The following is a 15,735-nucleotide window of genomic DNA, read 5'->3' on the forward strand; positions in this document are numbered from 1 at the left end:
TTTTGAATACAATTACGTCATTACAAATTGGAGAGAAAGGAATTATTTCTGAAGAAAGCACCCAAAATATCCCATTAAAACTGCTAGAAATGGGATGTTTACCAGGAGCTGAAGTAAAGTTGATTCAACGTGCGCCATTACAAGATCCGTTATATATTTCTGTAAACGGAAGTCATTTAGCGATTAGAAAAGAAATGGCAAGTCAAATTAAAATCACCAAATTGTAAGTAATGAGTAAGGGAATTCAAGTAGCATTAATAGGAAATCCTAATACAGGAAAGACTTCGTTATTTAATCAATTAACAGGTTTACAGCAAAAGGTAGGGAATTATCCTGGTGTAACTGTAGATAAAAAATTAGGAAATTGTAAATTACCTAATGGAAATCAAGCAGAAATTATAGACTTACCAGGAACTTATAGCATTCATCCTACTTCTAAGGATGAGAGTGTGGTGATGTCGTACTTACTAGGAGATTCTAAACCCGATGTAATTGTTGCAGTTGCCGATGTCGAAAATCTAAAAAGAAACTTGTTACTTTTTTCTCAGGTAAAAGATTTAGGAATACCCATGATTCTTGCCGTGAATATGGCAGATCAAATGCAGAAAAAAGGAATTTCTTTAAATGTTGAAACACTAGAAGAAGCTTTAAATGCAAAGGTTGTTTTAATTTCTGCAAGAAAAAACGAAGGAATTGATGATTTAAAGAAAGCTATAGCAAATTTTGAAAAGGTAGATGCTACAAATCAATTTGAAAGATTAGCAACAAAAATTGATGCTTCCTATTTCGAAGAGCTGCAAAAAGTAGATGCTACAAAGACGGTTTATGAATTATGGTTAGAACTTACGCAACCTTTTTTCAACCAAAATGAAGATCTGAAAGCATTTGGTCACGATGTTTCTAAACTGAAGAAATATCAACACAAAGAAACGATTTATCGTTACCAAGAAATAAATGAATTACTAAAGTCTGTATATAAGGTAGATAGAAGTAAAGCGACTGATTTACGTAGTAAATTAGATAAGATTTTTACGCATAAAATATTCGGGTATCTCATTTTCTTCGGATTATTATTAATAATCTTCCAATCAATTTTTGAGTGGGCATCAGTTCCTATGGATTTTATTGATGAATCATTCGCTTCAATTTCAGAATTAGTTAAAGCAAATATGCCCGAAGGTAAGTTCACCGATTTATTAACCGATGGAATTATTCCAGGTATTGGAGGTGTGGTCATATTTATTCCGCAGATTGCTATTTTATTTCTATTCATTGCTGTTTTAGAAGAAACAGGATATATGAGTAGAGTGGTGTTTTTAATGGATAAAATAATGCGTCGATTCGGAATGAGTGGAAAGAGTATTATTCCATTAATTTCTGGAACAGCTTGTGCAATTCCTGCAGTTATGGCTACAAGAACCATTAGTAGTTGGAAAGAACGATTAATAACTATTCTAATTACACCATTTACAACCTGTTCTGCACGATTACCTGTGTACGCAATTTTAATAGCGCTGATTATTCCGCAACAAAAAATATTTGGCTTTTTAAGTTTACAAGGGCTTACCCTTTTAGGGCTATATGTTTTAGGTTTTGCAGCAGCGATTGGAGCAGCATATATTTTACATAAAACTTTAAAAATTAAAAACAATTCTTTGTTTGTTATAGAAATGCCTGATTATAAAATGCCTTCTATAAAGAATGTGTTTTTTGATGTATTTGATAAAACAAAAGCTTTCGTTTTAGATGCAGGAAAAATAATCTTAGCGATTTCAATTATTTTATGGTTTTTAGCATCTCATGGTCCAACTTCTTTTGATAATGTAGAGGAAGAAGTTAAGAAAGAGACTGCTAAAATTGAATTAACAACCGAAGAAGTAGATCAAAAAATAGCATCTAAAAAACTAGAGAATTCCTATATCGGGATTATGGGGAAAACCATAGAACCCATGGTAAAACCTTTAGGTTATGATTGGAAAATAGGAATCGGACTTATCACATCATTTGCAGCTAGAGAAGTTTTTGTCGGAACATTAGCAACTATTTACAGTGTGCAAAGTGATGATGAAGATACCACAACAATAAAAGAAAAAATGGCTGCTGAGGTAGATGAGGTAACTGGTGAAAAAAGGTTTAATTTTGCAACAGGAATCTCTTTATTATTGTTTTATGCATTTGCAATGCAATGTATGGCAACATTAGCCATTGTAAAACGAGAAACCAAAAGCTGGAAATGGCCATTAATACAATTGTTTGGAATGGGAGCTTTGGCATACATTTCAGCATTGTTAGCATATCAAACCTTAAGTTAATGCAAGAAATTTTAGCATATAGTGTTGTTGTTTTAGCAGTAGTTTTTCTGCTGAAAAAATTCTTTTTTAAAGATAAAAAGAAGAAAAATTGCGATACTAATTGTGGGTGTTCTTAAAAATAAACTAATTTGGTTTTTGATACGTTTGTAAAGTATGGCTCAAAAACGCTGTTTTTTTATTTTTTTTATGCTTGTGCTAAGTTTAAATGCACAAGAAAAACCAAAAGAATTTCGTTCTAAGTTTTTTGAGGTTACTAAAGATACAATTCAGTTAGATACATTAAGTATAAATTCACAACGATTTCGAGTTCTAAATCAAGAGGGAAAAGTAATTCCTACTTCAGATTATTTTATAGACTTTGCCAAAGCAAAACTGTTTGTTAAAAATGAAAAGTATTCTCAAATAACTGTTGAATACTATCGTTTTCCTGATTTTTTAACCAAAATATATGCTCCTTTTGATGATAAATTAATTGTAGAAAACTCTGGTAATACAGGGAAGTTATACAGTTTAACGACCAACAAGAAGAAGTCAAATATTAAATTGTTTGATGGATTAAAAACCTCTGGTTTTATCGCGAGAGGAATTACTGTAGGAAACAATCAAAATGCAGTAACTAACTCTTCTTTAGACTTAACGATTGAAGGAAAATTATCGAGTAAAGTTTCTATTCGAGCAAATATTTTCGACACGAATATTCCGCTTCAAGAAAACGGATACTCTCAAAATATTACTGATTTTGATCGAATTTTTGTGGAACTTTTTAGTAAGAATTGGCGAATAAAAGGAGGTGATATTTCTATAAAAAATAAAGACAGTTATTTCTTAAATTTTGAGAAGCAATTAGCAGGTTTAGAAGTAGAAGCAAATATCAATAAAAAGGTAAATACATTAGCTTCTGGAGCAGTTGTAAGAGGAAGGTTTTCTTCTTTTAATTTTGTGGGAGTTGAAGGAAATCAAGGTCCGTACAAAATATTTGGAACAAATAATGAACCAGGAATTGTAATTATTTCTGGTAGCGATCGAGTGTATGTAAACGGACAATTGTTAGAAAGAGGAGAAAACAAAGATTATGTAATAGATTATAATTTGGCAGAAATTAGGTTCAATACAACCTTTCCTATTAACAATGATATGAGAATTCGTGTTGAATTTCAATATTCAGATAGAAATTATACGCGATTTTTCACTTACGAAAAAGCAGCATATAAAGACAATAAATTCTCAATTGCAGGATATTTTTACAATGAAAATGATGCGAAAAACCAACCGTTACAACAAAGTTTATCCGACAATCAAAAGCAATTGTTAGCCAATGCAGGAAACGATATTTCTAAAATGTTTGCTCCTAGTGCTTTTCGAGATGAGTATTCTCCTAATCGAATTCAGTACAAAAAAGTACAACAAGGTGGTGTTGAAGTTTTTGAATATTCTACCAATGAGAATGATGAGCTTTATGGGGTAACTTTTACCAATGTAGGAACAAACCAAGGAAATTATGTAGTTGATAGAACTATTGCAACAGGAACGATTTATCGATATGTTGGAAATAATAATGGAAATTTTAATCCTGTTGTTCGATTAGTCGCTCCAACGAGTTTGCAAATTTTTGATGTAAATACGAGCTACAAACCCACTGAAAAAACGGAAATAAAAGCAGAATTAGCCTACAGTAATAATGACGAAAATTTGTTTTCAGCGATTGATGATGAAAAGAATAAAAAAATCGCAACAAAAATTGATTGGAATCAGGTTTTAATGGATACAAAATGGAAGTTAAAAAGTAATCTGAAATATAAATTCATTCAAGATAATTTTAAGACGGTTGAACGTTTTCAAAATGTAGAATTTAATAGAGATTGGAATTTGTTGAACCCTACAGGAAATCAGCATGAGATAGGCGTAGAATTGATATTACAAAAAAAGAGAGATCAATACATATCGTATGCTTTTAATCATTTGAATTTTACCAATTCATTTAATGGAAATAAACATCAAATACAATCAAAATTCCGAAGTGAGAAAACATCTTTTTCTTTTGATGGTAGTATGTTGAATAATACTTCGATAAGGGCAAAAGATCAGTTTTTTAGAATGAAATCTTCTGTGGAAAGAAGTTTTAATAAATATTGGATTGGAGGTAAATTAGGTTTTGAAACTAATCAACAAAAAGAACAAAACACGAATCAATTTCTATTAACAAGTCACCGATTTAAAGAATATGAAACGTATATGGGAATTGGCGACACCGCAAAAGTTTTCGTAAAGTTTGGTGTGAATTACAGAACAAACGATAGTATTAAATCGAATGAATTTACTGAGGTTAATAATAGAAAAACTTTTTTTGTAAACAGTAAATTAATTCAGAATAAACGTACCAATTTATCAGTATTTGCTAATTATAGAATTACAAACAATGCTTTTACCAACAACGAAAAAGCGTTGAATTCTAAAGTAGTTTACAATCAGCGATTTTTTAAAAACTTTTTGCAGTTAAGTACGATATACGAAACATCTTCGGGTAATATAGCCAGACAAGATTTTGTGTACGTTAAAACCGAACCTGGACAAGGTTATTACACTTGGATAGATTATAACAATGACGGTATACAGCAGTTTAATGAATTTGAAGTAGCGCAATTTCAAGATCAAGCAGATTATTTACGAGTAGCGCTTCCTAACCTGAGATATATTCCTACTCAAAGAGCGAAAATTAAACAATCGATAACGCTAAATGCATCTCAATGGAAGGATAAAAACGGAATTAAAAAAATGGCTTCACATTTTTACAATCAAACTTTTTTGTTGATTGATAATGAAAGGGAAAAAAATGCGAGTTCGTTTCATTTCAATCCGTTTAATATGAGTGAAACAAATTTGTTAGGACTCACATTTAATTTTAGAAATAATCTTTACTTCAATAGAAGTTTACAGCATTATAGTATGGTGTATACCTACGGAAAAACGAGAAATAAACAGCAGTTTAGTATCGGAAATCAAGAAAGTAATTCTTTTGTACATCAGTTAGAGTTTATTCATAAGTTATCAAAATTTTGGTTGTTTGAGTTAAAAGGAATTATATCTGAAAACAAGTTAGAAACTCAGAATTTTGTAAGTAGAAATTTTAAAATAGCAAGTAACGAATTGCAACCAAAATTTTCTTTTCTGTACTCTAAAGACCATCGTTTTTCGTTGTTTTATCATTTCAAGAAAAAGAAAAATGAAGTGGCAAGTTTTGAATCACTTCAGCAACAAAAAATAGGAGCAGAATATTTTTTTATTGGTAAAAAGAAAAATCAGTTAAGTGCCAGCGTAAATATGTTTTTAAACGATTTTGAAGGGAATTCGAATTCACCAGTAGGTTATCAAATGTTAGAAGGATTACAAGTTGGGAGAAACTATACTTGGAACTTACTATTTAATCAACGATTGAATTCTATTTTGCATTTAAACCTAAATTATTTGGGTAGAAAGAGTGAAAATTCAAAAACCATTCATACAGGAATGGTACAATTAAAAGCGATTTTTTAAGCACTAATAATTCTACTACTTTAAAACTAGTTGATTAAAAAAATCGCGTACTTTTGTGGCATTATAATTGAGAAAAAAATCGTTATACTTTTATAAAAAACAAATTCATGAAGAAAATTTTATTAGTAGCAGTTGTTTTTATTAGCTCATTTGCTAACGCACAACAAGAAGTAAGACTAGATTTAGGAGATGCTTTAGTAATGAAAACGTTAGAGGTTTCTTACGAATATTATTTGACCGATAAATCTTCAGTAGGTATGTCGGCATTATTTAACTTTGAAAAAAGAAGTGCAGATTTTAGATATAATGAAAAGAATATGTTTACTCCATATTTTCGTCATTATTTTACGACAAATCAAAACTGGAATTACTTCGGAGAAGTGTTTTTAGGAATCAACTCAGGAGAAAAAGAGATTAATGGATCTTATGTAGATTATACCGATGGAGCTTTAGGAGTTTCAATAGGATCTAAATATGTGTCTGATGGTGGTTTTGTAGTGAGTGCACATGCAGGAGTTGGTAGAAATATGTTTAGCGATAATTCACCAATACTAGCACCAAGAATTGGTTTAGCTTTAGGGTATAGATTTTAATATCAAGAAAATAAAAAATAAAAGCTCGCTTTAAGCGGGCTTTTTTATTGTAATTAGGTTTGTAATAATAAAACTAAGTATTGTTGGTAGTACCCAACCTAAATGCTTTGAGGCTAATGGAATAATTTTTATGATTCCTACTAAATGTTTCTTGTCAATTATAAATTGTAAAAAATCAGGAACACTAAAAATAAACGTTACGAGCACTACAATTTTAAAAACAATTGCTGAAGTGTATTTTTGAGGAAGTACATTCAGTAAAATTAAAACAATGGTAATAGGATAAATAAACATTAAAGCTGGTAGTGCAATTATAATAATATAATGTACATCGAATTGCCCAACAAGAACACCTAAAAGACACCCTATAATTGCCGTAACTAAATACGCTTTTTGTGAATTATTGAAGAGTCCTTTAAAGTAATCGGCAGTACCAGTAATAATTCCTACAGCAGTAGTAAAGCAAGCTAAAGCAACTAAGGAACTTAAAAAAACAGTACCAATATTTCCTAAAGTTTGTGTGCTTATACCTTTTAAAACATCGGTTCTTGTGGCTTCTTCGGAAAAAGTGCCTCCAAAAATAGCTCCATTATATATTAAACCTATGTAGATAACGAATAAGCCAATACCAGCTATAAACCCAGCTTTGGTAATGAGTTCTTTTTTAACTTCAAAAGAAGTGTTTTTATTAAAGTTCATAGAGATTACTAAAACTCCACCAACTACCACTGCACCAATAGCGTCAAAAGTTTGGTAACCTTCTAATAAACCATCAATAAAAGGCGTGTTAAAAGTTGTTGCGCTTATAGTTTCTGGAGCAGCAAAAATCCCCACAAAAATTATGCTTAATAAAATAAGAATGATAAGCGGTGTTAAGAATTTACCGAGCAAACTCAATACTTTTGATCGATTTATTACAAAGAAGAAAACTAAAATAAAGTATACAGAACTCGTAACTAATGAACTCACGTTAAAGTAAGGCTGAATTGCCATTTCATGAGTTACAGAAGCAGTTCTTGGAGCGGGTAAAGCAATAGAAATCGTGTATACAATTAAGCAATATGCAGTACTGAAAATAGGCGATACTTTTTTACCAAAATCAAACATAGTACCTTGAAGACGAGCATGAGCTAAAATTCCTAGAATTGGAATTATAACTGCAGTGATAAAAAATCCGATAGCAACTAAAGACCAATTTTCACCAGCATTTTTACCCAAAAAAGGAGGTAAAATTAAGTTTCCTGCCCCAAAAAACATTGAAAATAAGGCAAAACCAGTAATTAAGACTTCTTTTGTTTTATTCATTGCTTCCGATTTATCTTTGCCGAATATACAGTAAAAATGATTTTAAAATATAAAGAGCTAGAGGTTTTTTATTCTGTAGAGGGTACAGGAAACGCTATTGTTCTACTACATGGTTTTTTAGAGAATTCTACCATGTGGAAAGATATTGTAAAAGAGCTTTCTATAAAAAATAAAGTTGTGTGTATTGATTTGCTAGGACATGGAAAAACCAGCTGCCAAGGATATATTCATACCATGGAAGATATGGCTGTTGTTGTTAAAGAGGTTTTAAGAGAATTAAGACTACGAAAAGTTATTATTATAGGGCATTCTATGGGAGGTTATGTTGGGTTAGCATTTGCAGAAAAATATCCAGAGAATTTAAAAGGATTATGTTTGTTAAATTCAACATCGCAGGCTGATAGTGAAGAAAGAAAAGAACTTCGTTTAAGAGCTATACAAATGGCACAAACTAATTATAAAGCTTTAGTTTCTATGTCAATTACTAATTTGTTTGCTCTAGAAACTAGAAACCAATTTTCAAAAGAGATTGAAATATTGAAAGAAGAAGCCTTACAAATACCTGTGCAAGGCTATATAGCAGCAACTCATGGTATGAGAGAAAGAACTAATAGAGAGAATGTTTTGTTTTCAATTCAAAAAAAGCTTTTAATTGCTGGAGAAAACGACCCGATTTTACCTTTTGAATCTGTTCGTAAAGAAGCACTAAAAACGAAAACTCCATTACAAATTTTACCGAACGGACATATGAGTCATATTGAGACAAAAGAAGAATTAATTACTGTTTTAAAAAACTTTGTAAAGTAGTTTGTAATAATGCGTCATCAACGAAAATGAAGTTTTTCTTTTTCGTAATTTCGCAGCAAATATATTTAACATGCACATTCATCATATAGGAAAAGAAAATTCAATATTAAATACCTTTTTAGCAGAAATTAGAGCAGTAAATGTTCAAAAAGATTCAATGCGATTCCGAAGAAATATTGAACGAATTGGTGAAGTATTAGGGTATGAATTAAGCAAAAGTTTATCTTTTACTAACAAAGAAATTACAACTCCGTTAGGAACAAAAGAAACCGCTATAATTGATAACGAAGTTGTTTTGTGTTCTATTCTTCGAGCTGGTTTACCGTTGCATAATGGGTTGTTAAATTATTTTGATGACGCCGAAAATGCATTTATTTCAGCATATCGTCATCACCCAAATAATGATGCTGAATTTGAAATTGTTGTTGAGTATTTTGCTTCTCCTGCAATCGAAAATAAAACCTTGTTATTAGCAGATCCTATGTTGGCTACTGGGCAATCTTTAGTGGCAGTTTATGAAGCTATTAAAAAATACGGTACGCCAAAAGAAATTCATTTAGTGTCTGTAATTGGATCTAATGACGGAGTTGAGTTAATTAAAAATCACTTTCCAGAAAACACTCACCTATGGATTGCCGATATCGATGAAAAATTAAATGATAAAGGGTATATAATTCCTGGTCTTGGCGATGCAGGTGATTTAGCTTTCGGAGCAAAAATGTAAATCAACTACCTCGAGGAAAGCAAGCCTACGAAATATTCCAAACAATTTGAAGCAAACCTTGGAGAATTAACCCCTTGGTTATCGCCCTGCGATTAAAGAAAAAAGCTTACAAACGATAGCGTAACAAAAACTATTAGGAGAACATCAACTAACCATTTTCTTTCTATTAACTCTATTCCATTTGTTAACACAATAGCTGTTGGAAAGAATAAAAATTGTAATTCACTTACTTGTCTTTCGTTAATCAATCCTACGATAAAGACACTACAGGCTAAGTGTATGAGTACTAGAATCCAGCTTTTTCTAAAAGTGTTTTTAATAGATAATGTTTTTGGCGTTTTCATCAAAAGTGAAAAAATCATTAAAACACCAATCAAAATAATAGGAATTAAATACTTGTTCGATAAATAAAAATCGAAATTTAATTGGTCTTTCCATTTAAAAAGTTGAGTAAATAATTCCATCTTATCATACCAAAAACAATATGTAAAGTATAGAAATAATGGTGGAAAGAATCCAATGATCGGAGTTAATAACGTTTGATAGGTAAACCGTTGGTGTAAATAAATTGAAGCATATAACAATATTGCAAAACAAGCAGTTAAAGGCTCAATTAAAAACGATATTCCTAACCATAAACCACCATCAAATAATTTATGTAACGTGTTTTTTGATGATTTTAAGCTATACACTTTTCTTAAAAAAAGTAAAGAAGTTATGTTAGCATAAAATGTGTTGTTGAGCTGAATTACCTCAGAAAAAGAACCAATTAATAAGACGTAGAATAAAAACGCATACGAATTATCGAAGGTTAAGTTATTCTTGGCAATTATAAAGTTGAAAACCGAAAAAATAACAATAAACCAAAAAAGTTCTTTAAGACTATCTAACGAAAATCCATTAGAAAAAGTAACCATTAAAAAATAACAAAGAAATAGTGTAAATAACACTACAAAGTTTACGGGTTTAGATTTTCCGAAAAAATTGGCTAACATGGTTTCTTTTTATATTTTTGCAAGCGTAAATATACTTATAAGATATGATAGCAGGTAATATTTTTAGATGGATTGGTAGCTTATTTACTGATTTCTTATTCTTACCATTTGATTGGTTGCGTTTAACACTAGCAAAAGGAAATGCAGGTTGGTGGACTTCAAATGCAGTAAATTGGATTTTTGTTTTAATTTTATTTGTTCTTCTTGGTTACTGGATGAAAGAATCTGTAAGATTCTTAAAAGAAGGAACAGAAGATAGAGCATAATTACTACGCAATTTGGGAAGTAAAAATAAATTAAAACGTTTCAAAGAAAATGAAACGTTTGCTAATGTAATTCAACCTACCAGAGAAGAAGTAACCGCAAACTTTCAATACAAAGGAAAGTGGAATACTTTTTTTAACAACGATAATCCTATTGTTGTTGAACTAGGATGTGGTAAAGGTGAATATACAATTGCACTCGCAGAAAAAAATCCAGACAAGAACTTTGTTGGAATCGATATTAAAGGAGCTCGTTTTTGGCGTGGAGCTAAAACTGCGATTGAAAATGATATGAAAAATGTTGGTTTCGTAAGAACGCAAATTGAATTAATCGATTTGATTTTCGCTGAAAACGAAGTTGATGAAATTTGGATTACGTTCCCAGATCCGCAAATAAAATATAAGAGAACCAAACACAGAATGACCAATTCTGAATTCTTAAAAAAATACCACAAAGTATTAAAAGAAGAAGGATGTATAAACTTAAAAACAGATAGTGAGTTTATGCATGGTTATACCTTAGGTTTATTACATGGTGAAGGACATGAAGTTTTACATGCAAATCACGATGTGTATAAAAATGTGTACAGTCCAGAAGAAGTAACTGGAACACAAACTTTCTACGAAAAGCAATATTTAGAGCAAGGAAAACCGATAACTTACGTCAAATTTAGAGTGAAGTATTAAAACACTCTAAATTTTTATGATTTTATCGCACTTAGTATTAGGTTTTGTAACATCTTACATTGGTTATACGCCACCTAGTATGCTCAATATTACAGCAAGTAAAATTACCATTGAAAATAATAAAAAAGTAGCTCGTCAGTTTATCTGGGGAGCTTCTTTAGTTGTACTTATTCAGGTTTTTTTAGCAGTTTTATTGTCTTCTTTTTTAGAAGAATATCCAGAATTAATTAATTGGGTAAAGAAAACAGCAGTGGTTGTTTTTGCTATTTTGTCGGTAGTTTTTATTTACAAAGGACTGTCAAAAAGTAAGGAAGTTACTTCTAAAACTATACAAAACGGATTCCTTTTTGGTTTGTCATTATCATCAATAAACATGTTTGCTATTCCGTTTTTTGCCATTGCACATTCCTCTTTTGTTATGCATGGTTGGGCAATGTCTGGACTAACATGTACATCAGTTTTTGGAATAGGAACTGTGCTAGGAACTTTTGCTATTTTAAGTAGTTATATTTATTTAGCACAAAAGCTACAAGGAAAATTGTTGTCTTATTCAAAATATTTGAATGTTTGCATTGGAATAATTACTGGATTTGTAGCAATTTATTCAGCTGTAAAATTGTACTTTTAGTCTATAGAATCATTTTTAAAATGGAAAAAAAATCTGAAAATTTCTTTGAAAGAGTCTACGAAGTAGCTCGATTAATTCCATATGGGAGAGTTACCAGCTACGGTACAATTGCTAAATATTTAGGAGCTGCACGTTCTGCAAGAATGGTAGGTTGGGCAATGAATAATTCTTCAGGAAAAGATGTGCCTGCTCACAGAGTAGTTAACCGAGTAGGGTTATTAACAGGAAAACATCATTTCGACGGAACGAATTTAATGCAACAATTACTAGAAAGCGAAGGAATTGTTGTTGAGGACAATAAAATTCAAAACTTTAAAGAGATTTTTTGGGACCCAAGTAAGGAGCTTTAGTTTTTGTCAGGTTGAGCAGAGTCGAGACCTTTCCTCAATTCTTTCGTAGTTAATGTACTCTTGTCATGACTCCATCCGGGAGGCATAATTAAATAGTTAAATCCGTTTTTTAAACTATTGCTATTCCAAACACGCTTTAACATATTTTTCCACTCGTGGAATTCGACATCAAACAAATTGTAGGTTTTAATGTTTGTTGTAAGTCCGTAATTAGGTTTTTCTTCTTCAGCCTGAAAAGTACCGAACATACGATCCCAGATAATTAAAACTCCTGCATGATTTTTATCTAAGTATTTTAAATCAGAACCATGATGTACTCTATGGTGTGATGGAGTATTGAAAATAAATTCAAACCATTTAGGTAGCTTGTCAACTTTCTCGGTGTGAATCCAATATTGATAAATGAAATTCAATGTTTTTACAGCGAAAATCTGTAGTGGATGAAATCCAATTAGCGGAAGCCATATCCAAAATAAAAAATGTCCAGTAACATCATAAGTCCACGTTTTTCTTACTGCGGTAGAAAAGTTAAAATGCTCCGAAGAATGATGAACTACATGACTTGCCCAGTAAAAAGAGACAGTGTGCGCAATTCTATGCCCCCAATAAAAAGTAAAATTATCTAAGAAGAAAAGAACAATCCATGAAATCCAGTTGTTATAATCAATGGTAGAAAATCGAAAATTGTTATATACCCAGAAAAAGATGAGTAGCTTTATTGATTTGGTTAGTAAACTTATTGCAAAAAAAACAATTCCTGTAGCAATACTTGTAAGAGAATCTTTTTGTAAATGCGTTTGTTTTTTATCTCTGTAACCTAAGTAAATCTCAATAAATAACAACAAAACAAAAAACGGAATTGCAATTGGGTAAGCAAGTTTATTTATATAATTTATAATCTCCATAGGCTACTAAAATACAGTAAAATTTATTGCATATTACTACCTTTTAAAAATCGTTATAAATAAGAGTGATTATAGCATAAATAATGCTAATGTAAACACTTTATTTTCTGAGGGCTATAATGTATCTTTGTAGTTTAGAATTAATATAAGTAAATACTCTAATGAGTTTTAAAAAACAAGATATATACAAGGCGTTAGAAACAATTACTGCCCCAGGAGAAGGTAAGAGTTTGATTGAAAACAACAACGTAACAAATGTTGTTAGTTTTGGAGATGAGGTAATTGTAGATGTAACTATTTCGAATCCATCTTTACAAGCAAAAAAGAAGGTTGAGGTAGAAATTATGAAAGCAATTCACGAACATGTAGGTCAAAAGATTGATGTAAAAGTGAATGTGAAAGTTGAGGTTAAAGAGAAAGAAAAGCCAAATCAAATAAGAGGAAAGGAAATTCCAAATATTCAAAACATTATAGCTATTGCTTCAGGTAAAGGAGGAGTTGGTAAATCTACTATCACAGCAAACTTAGCGGTATCTTTAGCTAAAATGGGTTTTAAAGTTGGTGTTTTAGATGCTGATGTTTACGGACCATCACAACACATAATGTTTGATGTAGAAAAAGAAAAGCCTTTAGCTGTAAAAGTGGAAGGGCGTTCTAAAATGAAACCTATTGAGAATTATGGAGTTAAGCTTTTATCGTTAGGTTTCTTTACAAATCCAGATCAAGCAGTAATTTGGAGAGGACCAATGGCATCGAAAGCATTAAATCAATTAATTTTTGATGCAGATTGGGGAGAATTAGATTTCTTGTTAATCGATTTACCTCCAGGTACAGGAGACGTACATTTATCAATCGTTCAAGCATTACCAATAAATGGTGCGGTTGTTGTGAGTACACCACAAAATATTGCTTTAGCCGATGCTAAAAAAGGAGTGGCAATGTTCCATCAAGAAGCAATTAATGTTCCTGTTTTAGGAATCATAGAGAATATGGCATATTTTACACCAGAAGAATTGCCAAATAATAAGTATTATATCTTCGGAAAAGACGGAGCTAAGAACTTAGCAGAAGATATAGATACGAAGTTTTTAGGAGAAATTCCTTTAGTACAAAGTATACGTGAAGCAGGTGATGTTGGTCACCCAGTAGCTTTACAAAATGGAACACCATTAGAAGTTGCGTTTTCTGATGTAACTAAAGAAATGGTTTCTCAATTATTAAAAAGAAATGCAAATTTACCTCCGACAGAAGTAGTGAGAATTACTACAATGAGCGGATGTAGCACAAAATAATAAGTTATGACAGATACTCAAAAGAATGTAGAAAAAGCTTTAGAAGAAATCCGTCCGTTTTTAGTTAGTGATGGCGGAAACATTAAGCTTTTATCTATAGAAGAAAAGACAGTGAAAGTTCAGTTAGAAGGAGCTTGTAGCGGTTGTTCTGTAAATCAAATGACATTAAAGAATGGAGTTGAAGCTACTATTAAAAAATACGCTCCAGAAATTGAAGAAGTAATTAACGTAGCGTAACTGATTTTTATCAGCTTTTCTACGATTTACAGTTACTATTTTTGTAGTATAAAAAATCTAAATTCCTGCTTAATTTATTAGGCAGGAATATCAATGTAAATACCTCACTTATTTTATCTAAAAAATGATAAAAACAGATATACTAATTATTGGAGCAGGACCTACAGGGTTATTCACTGTTTTCGAAGCTGGATTGTTAAAATTACGTTGTCATTTAATTGATGCATTACCACAACCAGGTGGACAATGTTCAGAAATTTATCCAAAGAAACCAATTTATGATATTCCAGCGTATCCAGAAATTTTAGCAGGAGATTTAACTGATAAATTGATGGAGCAAATTAAGCAGTTTGAACCTGGTTTTACTTTAGGGGAGCGTGCCGATACTATTGAAAAGCAAGAAGACGGAACATTTATCGTAACTACCAATAAAGGAACAAAACACCAAGCACCAGTAGTTGCTATTGCTGGAGGATTAGGAAGTTTTGAACCTCGTAAGCCACCTATTCCTAATATTGCTGATTTTGAAGATAAAGGTGTAGAGTACATGATTAAGGAACCAGAAATTTATAGAGGAAAAGATGTAGTGATTGCTGGAGGAGGAGACTCTGCTTTAGACTGGTCTATTTTCTTAGCAGATGTCGCAAGTTCTGTTACTTTAATTCATAGAAGAAATGAGTTTAGAGGTCATTTAGATTCTGTAGATCAAGTTCAAAAATTAAAGAACGAAGGAAAAATTAATTTAATCACCCCAGCTGAGGTTAAAGGAATTGTTGGTGATGGTAAAGTTGAAGGAGTTTTAGTTGAGCAAAAAGATAAAGAACCGTTTACTTTAGCATGTGATCATTTTATTCCGTTATTCGGTTTAGCGCCTAAGTTAGGACCAATTGCCAATTGGGGATTAGAAATTGAGAAAAACGCTATTAAAGTAAATAATGCTTTAGATTATCAAACGAATAGAGAAGGAATCTACGCAATTGGAGATGTAAACACATATCCTGGTAAGTTAAAGTTGATTTTATGTGGTTTCCACGAAGCAACTTTAATGTGTCAAAGTGCATATAAAAGAATCCATCCAGATAAAAAATATGTAATGAAATATACTA

At 31.3% G+C, this 15,735-nt stretch carries 16 protein-coding genes; 13 read left to right on the forward strand and 3 right to left on the reverse strand.

The window, feature by feature from the left end; all coding sequences use genetic code 11:
- The first annotated feature begins 2 nt into the window (after positions 1 to 2).
- From WH52_RS13610 to WH52_RS13630, 4 genes are all read left to right on the forward strand, one after another.
- Positions 3 to 227 (forward strand): FeoA family protein, encoded by a 225-nt coding sequence (locus WH52_RS13610; protein ID WP_086031511.1) that lies wholly within the window; start codon positions 3 to 5, stop codon positions 225 to 227.
- Between the two features lie 3 nt (positions 228 to 230).
- A complete protein-coding gene (gene feoB / locus WH52_RS13615) occupies positions 231 to 2,312 on the forward strand; it encodes a ferrous iron transport protein B (RefSeq protein WP_086031512.1) in 2,082 nt (693 codons plus the stop codon).
- Positions 2,313 to 2,498: 186 nt separating this feature from the next.
- On the forward strand, positions 2,499 to 5,843 hold the full coding sequence (locus WH52_RS13625; protein WP_233131572.1) for a hypothetical protein: 3,345 nt from the start codon (positions 2,499 to 2,501) through the stop codon (positions 5,841 to 5,843).
- Positions 5,844 to 5,950: 107 nt separating this feature from the next.
- Entirely contained in the window at positions 5,951 to 6,436 is a 486-nt protein-coding gene (locus tag WH52_RS13630; protein ID WP_086031515.1) for a DUF3575 domain-containing protein, read from the forward strand.
- Between the two features lie 30 nt (positions 6,437 to 6,466).
- On the opposite strand, the gene brnQ is transcribed toward WH52_RS13630, so the two are convergent.
- Positions 6,467 to 7,741, reverse strand: a complete 1,275-nt coding sequence (brnQ, locus tag WH52_RS13635; protein ID WP_086031516.1) for a branched-chain amino acid transport system II carrier protein — start codon at positions 7,739 to 7,741, stop codon at positions 6,467 to 6,469.
- A 36-nt stretch (positions 7,742 to 7,777) separates the two neighbouring features.
- On the opposite strand from brnQ, the gene WH52_RS13640 reads away from it, so the two are divergent.
- A complete protein-coding gene (locus WH52_RS13640) occupies positions 7,778 to 8,548 on the forward strand; it encodes an alpha/beta fold hydrolase (protein ID WP_086031517.1) in 771 nt (256 codons plus the stop codon).
- Positions 8,549 to 8,618: 70 nt separating this feature from the next.
- Positions 8,619 to 9,272, forward strand: coding sequence for a uracil phosphoribosyltransferase (gene upp / locus WH52_RS13645; RefSeq protein ID WP_086031518.1), 654 nt, complete (start codon positions 8,619 to 8,621; stop codon positions 9,270 to 9,272).
- A 92-nt stretch (positions 9,273 to 9,364) separates the two neighbouring features.
- Here the strand turns inward: upp and WH52_RS13650 are convergent, their stop codons facing one another.
- Positions 9,365 to 10,267 carry a DUF6427 family protein gene (locus WH52_RS13650; protein ID WP_143592185.1) on the reverse strand — a complete coding sequence of 301 codons (903 nt, stop codon included), beginning with the start codon at positions 10,265 to 10,267 and terminating at the stop codon, positions 9,365 to 9,367.
- A gap of 44 nt (positions 10,268 to 10,311) precedes the next feature.
- Between WH52_RS13650 and WH52_RS13655 the strand changes: the two genes are divergently transcribed.
- Genes WH52_RS13655 through WH52_RS13670 form a run of 4 tightly spaced genes read left to right on the forward strand, consistent with a single transcriptional unit; the run spans position 10,312 to position 12,195 of the window.
- Positions 10,312 to 10,533, forward strand: coding sequence for a DUF6341 family protein (locus tag WH52_RS13655; RefSeq protein ID WP_086031520.1), 222 nt, complete (start codon positions 10,312 to 10,314; stop codon positions 10,531 to 10,533).
- 12 nt (positions 10,534 to 10,545) lie between these two features.
- The gene (gene trmB, locus WH52_RS13660; protein WP_086031521.1) at positions 10,546 to 11,217 is read left to right on the forward strand and encodes a tRNA (guanosine(46)-N7)-methyltransferase TrmB; all 672 of its coding nucleotides are present in this window, start codon (positions 10,546 to 10,548) and stop codon (positions 11,215 to 11,217) included.
- Between the two features lie 16 nt (positions 11,218 to 11,233).
- Positions 11,234 to 11,845 carry a hypothetical protein gene (locus WH52_RS13665; protein WP_086031522.1) on the forward strand — a complete coding sequence of 204 codons (612 nt, stop codon included), beginning with the start codon at positions 11,234 to 11,236 and terminating at the stop codon, positions 11,843 to 11,845.
- Positions 11,846 to 11,865: 20 nt separating this feature from the next.
- Positions 11,866 to 12,195: an MGMT family protein gene (locus tag WH52_RS13670; protein WP_086031523.1), complete on the forward strand. Its 330-nt coding sequence runs from the start codon at positions 11,866 to 11,868 to the stop codon at positions 12,193 to 12,195.
- On the opposite strand, the gene WH52_RS13675 is transcribed toward WH52_RS13670, so the two are convergent.
- Complete coding sequence (locus tag WH52_RS13675) at positions 12,192 to 13,100, reverse strand: sterol desaturase family protein (protein ID WP_086031524.1); 909 nt, start codon at positions 13,098 to 13,100, stop codon at positions 12,192 to 12,194. The two genes, WH52_RS13670 and WH52_RS13675, sit on opposite strands and share 4 nt — an antisense overlap.
- A gap of 161 nt (positions 13,101 to 13,261) precedes the next feature.
- Between WH52_RS13675 and WH52_RS13680 the strand changes: the two genes are divergently transcribed.
- From WH52_RS13680 to WH52_RS13690, 3 genes are all read left to right on the forward strand, one after another.
- On the forward strand, positions 13,262 to 14,392 hold the full coding sequence (locus WH52_RS13680; RefSeq protein ID WP_086031525.1) for an Mrp/NBP35 family ATP-binding protein: 1,131 nt from the start codon (positions 13,262 to 13,264) through the stop codon (positions 14,390 to 14,392).
- 6 nt (positions 14,393 to 14,398) lie between these two features.
- Positions 14,399 to 14,629: a NifU family protein gene (locus WH52_RS13685; RefSeq protein ID WP_086031526.1), complete on the forward strand. Its 231-nt coding sequence runs from the start codon at positions 14,399 to 14,401 to the stop codon at positions 14,627 to 14,629.
- A 124-nt stretch (positions 14,630 to 14,753) separates the two neighbouring features.
- A partial coding sequence (locus WH52_RS13690; protein ID WP_086031527.1) for an NAD(P)/FAD-dependent oxidoreductase occupies positions 14,754 to 15,735 on the forward strand: 982 nt, incomplete at its 3' end.

The sequence above is a fragment of the Tenacibaculum holothuriorum genome (genome assembly GCF_002120225.1).
Classification (GTDB): Bacteria; Bacteroidota; Bacteroidia; order Flavobacteriales; family Flavobacteriaceae; genus Polaribacter; species Polaribacter holothuriorum.

What these genes read in the sequence shown, in the direction of transcription:
- WH52_RS13665 (WP_086031522.1), top strand. Translation starts at nt 11,234, where the DNA reads ATGATTTTATCGCACTTAGTATTAGGTTTTGTAACATCTTACATTGGT.
- WH52_RS13670 (WP_086031523.1), top strand. Translation starts at nt 11,866, where the DNA reads ATGGAAAAAAAATCTGAAAATTTCTTTGAAAGAGTCTACGAAGTAGCT.
- feoB (WP_086031512.1), top strand. Translation starts at nt 231, where the DNA reads ATGAGTAAGGGAATTCAAGTAGCATTAATAGGAAATCCTAATACAGGA.
- upp (WP_086031518.1), top strand. Translation starts at nt 8,619, where the DNA reads ATGCACATTCATCATATAGGAAAAGAAAATTCAATATTAAATACCTTT.
- WH52_RS13655 (WP_086031520.1), top strand. Translation starts at nt 10,312, where the DNA reads ATGATAGCAGGTAATATTTTTAGATGGATTGGTAGCTTATTTACTGAT.
- WH52_RS13650 (WP_143592185.1), bottom strand. Translation starts at nt 10,267, where the DNA reads ATGTTAGCCAATTTTTTCGGAAAATCTAAACCCGTAAACTTTGTAGTG.
- WH52_RS13675 (WP_086031524.1), bottom strand. Translation starts at nt 13,100, where the DNA reads ATGGAGATTATAAATTATATAAATAAACTTGCTTACCCAATTGCAATT.
- WH52_RS13680 (WP_086031525.1), top strand. Translation starts at nt 13,262, where the DNA reads ATGAGTTTTAAAAAACAAGATATATACAAGGCGTTAGAAACAATTACT.
- WH52_RS13625 (WP_233131572.1), top strand. Translation starts at nt 2,499, where the DNA reads ATGCTTGTGCTAAGTTTAAATGCACAAGAAAAACCAAAAGAATTTCGT.
- WH52_RS13685 (WP_086031526.1), top strand. Translation starts at nt 14,399, where the DNA reads ATGACAGATACTCAAAAGAATGTAGAAAAAGCTTTAGAAGAAATCCGT.
- WH52_RS13630 (WP_086031515.1), top strand. Translation starts at nt 5,951, where the DNA reads ATGAAGAAAATTTTATTAGTAGCAGTTGTTTTTATTAGCTCATTTGCT.
- brnQ (WP_086031516.1), bottom strand. Translation starts at nt 7,741, where the DNA reads ATGAATAAAACAAAAGAAGTCTTAATTACTGGTTTTGCCTTATTTTCA.
- WH52_RS13640 (WP_086031517.1), top strand. Translation starts at nt 7,778, where the DNA reads ATGATTTTAAAATATAAAGAGCTAGAGGTTTTTTATTCTGTAGAGGGT.